This window comes from Streptomyces sp. TRM49041 (genome assembly GCF_008271805.1).
Taxonomy (GTDB): Bacteria; Actinomycetota; Actinomycetes; order Streptomycetales; family Streptomycetaceae; genus Streptomyces.
Genome location: NZ_VSRY01000134.1, coordinates 1 through 5,197, shown reverse-complemented (window position 1 = coordinate 5,197; position 5,197 = coordinate 1). Strand labels below are relative to the sequence as shown.

The 5,197-nt window shown below is 73.4% G+C and carries 2 protein-coding genes; both read right to left on the bottom strand.

Annotated elements, in window-relative coordinates; all coding sequences use genetic code 11:
• The coding region (locus tag FVS66_RS16690) for a beta-ketoacyl synthase N-terminal-like domain-containing protein (RefSeq protein ID WP_187645552.1) at window positions 1-903 on the bottom strand (903 nt) is incomplete at its 3' end.
• Between the two features lie 32 nt (window positions 904-935).
• The coding region (locus FVS66_RS16685) for an SDR family NAD(P)-dependent oxidoreductase (protein ID WP_149181981.1) at window positions 936-5,197 on the bottom strand (4,262 nt) is incomplete at its 5' end.

Genomic DNA, 5,197 nt, shown 5'->3' with positions numbered 1-5,197 from the left:
ACCGTCCTGGTTCACCGCACTGCCACGGATCACACCCAGAATGCGCCGCCCCTTGCGCTTCGCGTCCGACAACCGCTCCAGCACCACCAGGCCCACGCCGTCGGCGAACCCGGTCCCGTCCGCCGACGCCGAGTACGCCTTGCAGCGCCCGTCACGGGCCAGACCGCGCTGACGGCTGAACTCGACGAACAGGAAAGGCCCGGCCAGGACCGTGACACCGCCCGCGAGCGCCAGCGAGCACTCGCCCGCGCGCAGCGCGTTCGCCGCGAGGTGCATGGCCACGAGCGAGGCGGAGCAGGCGGTGTCGATCGAGACCGCGGGGCCCTCCAGCCCGAGGCTGTAGGCGACGCGGCCGGACATGACGCTGCTCTGGGTGCCGGTCACCCGGAACCCCTCCAGTTCGGGCAGCGTCGACGGGCCGTAGTCGGAGGAGACGGTGCCGGCGAACACGCCGGTGTCGCTGCCCCGCAGCGTCGTCGGGTCGATGCCCGCGTCCTCCAGGGCCTCCCACGCCGTCTCCAGCGTGAGCCGCTGGGTCGGGTCCATGGCCAGTGCCTCGCGCGGGCTGATCCCGAAGAAGTCGGCGTCGAACGTGGTGACGGTGTCGACGAACCCGCCTTCCCGCGCGTAGGCGGTGCCCGGCCGCTCGGGGTCCGGGTCGTACAGCCCCTCCAGGTCCCAGCCGCGGTCGGCCGGGAACGGGCCCATCGCGTCCCGCCCGGACGCCACCAGCTCCCACAGCTCCTCCGGCGACGTCACCCCGCCCGGGTACCGGCAGCTCATGCCGACGATCGCGATCGGCTCGACGTCGCGCTGCTCCAGCTCGTGCACCCGCCGGTTGGCCGTGCGGAGTTCAGCGGTTACGCGGCGCAGGTAGTTGCGGAGCTTCTGCTCGTCGCTCATCGATCCACTCCGGCTGTCGTCCGTCTTCCCGGTCATGCGGATCCGAGCTCCTTGTCGATCAGGTCGAACATCTCGCTGTCGGAGACGAAGTCGAGGTCGTCGTCGTGGTCGTCGTCGCGGTCATGGTCGCTGCTCGTCTGGCGCAGCAGGGTCCGCAGCCGGTTGCTGAGCGAGCGCAGGCGCGGCTCGGCGCCGGCGAGCTGCTGCTTGTGGCCGGACACGGCGATGAGGAGCGCCTCCAGCCGCTGCAGCTCTTCGTCGAGCGGCGAGGGCCGCGGTCCGGACGCTGCTCCGCCGACCTCGGCGAGGATCAGCCGGGCGGTCTCGAGGGGGGTGGGATGGTCGAAGACCAGCGTCGCGGGCAGGCGTATGCCGGCCACCTGGCTGATCCGGTTGCGCAGCTCGACCGCCGCGAGCGAGTCGAAGCCGAGCTCCTTGAAGGCACGCTCGGGGTCGATGGCGGCGGCGGACGCATGGCCGAGCACGGAGGCGACCTGGGTGCGTACGAGGTCGAGGACGACCTGCTCGCGGTCGGCCTCGGGCACTCCGGCGATCCGCCGCTCCAGCGACCGTTCGTTGTCGGCGCGGCGTGCGGGGGCTCGTACCAGACCGCGCAGCAGGGCGGGCAGCATGCCGGACCGGGCCTGGGTGCGCAGCGCGCCGAGGTCCAGGCGTACGGGGGCCAGCAGGGCGGCTTCGGAGCCGAGGGCCTGGTCGAACAGTTCCAGGCCGAGGTCCTGGGAGATCGCGCCGATGCCGGTGCGCTCCATGCGGGCGAGGTCGGTCTCGTCCATCTCGCCGGTCATGCCCGTGGAGTCGGACCACAGGCCCCACGCCAGGGAGAGGGTGGGCAGGCCGGCTGCCTGGCGCAGCGCGGCCAGCGCGTCGACGGCGGCGTTTGCGGCGGCGTAGTTGGCCTGGCCCGCGTTGCCGAGGAGGCCGGCGGCGGAGGAGAACAGGACGAAAGCCGACAGGTCCATGCGGGAGGTCAGCTCGTGCAGGTGCCATGCGGCGTCCAGCTTGGGTCGCATGACGTGCTCGATCTGCGCGGGGCTGAGCGACTCGATGACGCCGTCGGCCAGCACACCGGCGGTGTGGATCACCGCGGTGAGCGGGCGGTCGAGCGAGTCGAGCAGGCGGGCGAGCTGGTCGCGGTCGGACACGTCGCAGGCGGCGACGCGCGCCTGTGCGCCGAGTGCGGCCAGTTCGGCGACCAGTTCGGCGGCGCCTTCGGCGGCCGGGCCGCGCCGGCTGACCAGCAGCAGGTGGCGTGCGCCGTGCCGGGTGACGAGGTGCCGGGCGAACAGGGCGCCCAGGCCGCCGGTGCCACCGGTGATGAGTACGGTGCCTTCGGGGTCGAGGGGTGCGGGAACGGTCAGCACGACCTTGCCGACGTTGCGGCCCTCGCGCAGGTAGCGGAACGCCTCCTGTCCGCGGCGTACGTCCCAGGCGCGGATCGGCGAGGGGGTCAGCACTCCGCGTGCGAACAGCTCGGCGATCTCGACCAGCATCTGCTGGATGCGCTCCGGTCCGGCCTCCATCAGGTCGTACGAGCGGTAGCGCACGCCGGCGCTCCGGTGGGCGACGGCCTCGGGGTCTCGGATGTCGGTCTTGCCCATCTCGATGAAGCGGCCGCCCTGGGGCAGCAGTTCCAGTGACGCGTCGACGAATTCACCCGCGAGGGAGTTGAGCACCACGTCGACGCCTGCGCCTCCGGTGGCGGCGTGGAGGGCGTCGCGGAAGCCGAGGTCGCGGGAGGAGGCGATGCGCTGCGCGGGCACGCCGAGGGCGCGTACGGCGTCCCACTTGGCCGGGCTGGCGGTGGCGAAGACCTCGGCGCCCCAGTGGTGGGCCAGTTGTACGGCGGCCATGCCGACGCCGCCGGCGGCGGCGTGCACGAGCAGCTTCTCGCCCTTCCGCAGGCCGGCCAGGTCGACCAGGCCGTAGTACGCGGTCAGGTAGACGACGGGAATGGCGGCCGCCTCGGCGAAGGTGAGACGCTCCGGCATGCGGGCGACGGTCTTGCGGTCGGCGACGGCGACGGGTCCGAAGGCCTCCGTCATCAGGCCGAACACGCGGTCGCCGGGCTGGAGGTCGGTGACTCCGGAGCCGACCTCCAGTACGACGCCTGCCGCCTCGCTGCCCAGGGGGGCCTCGCCCGGGTACATACCGAGCGCGATGAGGACGTCGCGGAAGTTGAGGCCTGCGGCGCGGACGGAGACGCGGACCTCGCCGACGCCCAGCGGGCGGGTGCCGTCGGAGGGGACGACGGCGAGGTTCTCCAGGGAGCCCTTCTCCGTGCTGGCCAGCCGCCATGCCTCACCGGACGGGCCGGTGGCGGGCCGTCCCAGGCGGGGTGCGAGCAGCGCGCCGCCGCGCACGGCCAGTTGCGGCTCGTCCAGCCCGGTCAGGGACATCCAGTCGGGCTGGGCGCCGCCGTCCGTGTCGACCAGGACGAAGCGGCCGGGGTGCTCGGTCTGCGCACTGCGCAGCAGACCCCACGCGGGGGCCTGGGCGAGGTCCACGGATTCGGCGCCGACGGCGACGGCGTGCCGGGTCACCGCGGCCAGGGTCGCCTCGCCGAGCCACTCGCTGGCCAGCCACCGCTGGGCCAGGGCGAGGGTGCGCTCGGCCACCAGGTGTGCGGCGTGGGCGGGATCGTTCCCGGCCGGGGTCTCGATCTCGGCGAGGACCACGTCCGCGGCCGCGGCGCCGTCGGCGAGCGCGGCTTCGAGGGCCGGCAGATCGGCGTAGCGCTCACCGGGTGCGTCCAGGTCGCCGAGGACCACGACGCGGGCCTGGGACGGCGTTCCGGTGACGGGTGCCCACTCGAGTTGGAACAGCGCGTTCTGCTCGGCCTGGGCGCGCCCCAGATGCGCCGGGTCGACGGGGCGCACGGCAAGGCTGTCGACGGCGACGACCATGTCGCCGTTCTCGTCGACGATGTCCACGCGGAAGGCGGACTCGCCGGCCTTGCCGATGCGCACGCGCACCCGGGAGGACGCGGGGCGTCCGTACCGCACGCCGGACCAGGAGAACGGCAGGTCCGGGGCGGACGTGGTGTCCTTGTCGACCATGCTGGCGTGCAGCGCGGAGTCGAACAGCGCCGGGTGGATGGCGTACCTGTCGACGGCGGTGTCGTCGGGGAGGGCGACCTCGGCGTACACGTCGGTGCCGCTGCGCCACACCGCCTGCACGCCCTGGAACAGCGGGCCGTAGTCCAGTCCGATGTCGGCCAGTCGCTCGTAGAGGGCGTCGGCGGAGGACTCGACGGCCGCGATGGGCGGCCAGGAGGCGGGGAAGGGCGTCGCGGGTGCGGCCTCGGGGGCGAGTCGGCCGCGCGCGTGCCTGACGACCTGGCGTTCGCCGTCCGGTCCGGTTCCGGCCTCGGAGAGGGAGTGGAGGGCGACCTCGCGGCGGCCGTCCTCGTCCGGTCGGCCGACGGTGACCCGGATGTGCCGGGCGGAGCCCTCGTCGAGGGTCAGCGGGGATTCGAAGACGATCTCGTCGAGGAGTTCGCAGCCGAGGTGGCGGGCGGCGGCGAGGACGAGTTCGACGAGTGCGGCGCCCGGCACGATCACCGCGCCCAGCACCACATGGTCGCGCACCCACGGCTGCGACTCGGTGGAGAAGCGGCCGGAGAACACCCACTCGTCGCGGTCGGCGACCTCCACGGCCGCGGCCAGGACGGGGTGCGGCATGCGGTCCAGGCCTGCCGCGGCGACGTCACCGCCCTGCGCCGATGGTGTCAGCCAGTACCTCTCCCGCTGGAAGGCGTAAGCGGGCAGGTCCACGCGCTGTGCGCCGGTGCCCGCGTACACCGCCTCCCAGTCGGTCCGCACGCCGGCGGTGTGCGCCTGGCCGAGGGAGAGCAGGAACCGGGCCAGGCCGCCCTCGTCGCGGCGCAGGGAGCCGACGACGGCGACCCGGCCGACGGCGTCCTGTGCCTCCACGGTCTCCTCGACCGCCATCGTCAGCACGGGATGCGGCGACACCTCGACGAAGCAGCCCATGCCCTTGTCGATCAGTGCGCGGATGGCGGGTTCGAACCCGACCTGTCCGCGCAGATTCCGGTACCAGTACCCGGCGTCCATCGTCGCGGAGTCGATGAAGGCACCGACCGCCGTGGAGTACACGGGGACCTTCCCCGCCCGCGGCGCCACCGGGGCCAGAACCTCCAGAAGCTCCGCCTCCAGCGCCTCGACCTGAGCGGTGTGCGACGCGTAGTCCACATTGACCCGCCGCGCCCGCACCCCGTCCCGTTCGCACACGGCCAGAATCTCGTCCAGCGCGC